We start from the raw sequence: 1,122 nt of genomic DNA on the forward strand, positions 1-1,122 counted from the left end.
CCATTATATTGTATACAGAGAAGTTGGAGGGGCCATGAAAGAAATAGGTACTGCTAATACAACTTCATTTATGGACAAAGATTTGCAAGCGAATACAGCATATAAGTATGTAGTATCTGCTGTCGATACATCTGGTAATGAATCAATGAAAAGTGATGCCATCACAGTTACTACAAAAGGACAAGAAAACTCTTATGAACAATGGGATGCGCGTAAAGCGTATAAAGCAGGAGATAGAGTAGTTCATGAGGATAAGGTGTATGAGGCAGTTCAGAGTTATCAAGGGAATGGGGATCCAAATTGGATTTTTGCATTGTCATTATGGAAAGAAGTAAACTAATGATGGCAATAGTGAATCCCTTTAATTTTTAATAGAGTATATAAGATAATGTTTAGTTATTCCATATAGTACTGTTGGGAATCAGTATTGTATGAAAAATGTAACGTTTAGGAGCTAATTTGAGTAGGAAAAATAGAAAAGATGAAGTTTATAAAAGAAAATAGAGAAGAGCATTTTCGTGAATTAATTGCTAGTAGCTAGCAGGAAATTGCAAAAAGAAGAGTTAATCAAAAATTAACTCTTCTTTTTATTTAAAATTAAAATTAATTTCTATACCCGTTATACCACAGTTTATTAATTAGATTGTGCATAAGATCAATTTTTACTATAAAAGAGATTTAAATGGGGATAAATTAGCATTCGTAAACCAAATTTTACAGAAAAATAGCTCTTCTTATAAAAGGTGTTTCTAATAATTATTTTGGGATTATACATTTAAAATTAGGTGATAAACTAATTCGGAGAAGTAAAAGTGATAAAACGCATTTTATTCGTTTGTATTATTTTGGTTTTGGATAATGATTGTAGTATGAGGGTCTAATGAATTTTTAATAGACATTTGTTAATTTAGCATCTCTAAATGGAGAAGTGTAAAAGAGACTTAATTACATTAAAAGAGGCATACATATTATTAGGGTTAACTAAAAAACGAAATATAAAGGATATCTTAGGTTAGAAAAATTAAAAAGCCTTGTCATTATAGACAGGGCTTTCAAAAAAGGGACACAATTGACAACTGAAGGTGACTCTATATTACCATTTTTGGTATTTTAATTCCAGGT

1 protein-coding gene is annotated in these 1,122 nt (G+C 29.7%); it reads left to right on the top strand.

What is annotated here, in order from left to right; translation table 11 throughout:
• On the top strand, positions 1-340 hold a 340-nt coding region (locus tag FOT98_RS31190; RefSeq protein WP_395940780.1), incomplete at its 5' end, for a carbohydrate-binding protein.
• Between the last annotated feature and the right edge of the window lie 782 nt (positions 341-1,122).

Origin of the sequence: Bacillus sp. HY001 (assembly GCF_007558965.1) — a bacterium.
GTDB classification, from domain to species: Bacteria; Bacillota; Bacilli; order Bacillales; family Bacillaceae_G; genus Bacillus_A; species Bacillus_A mobilis.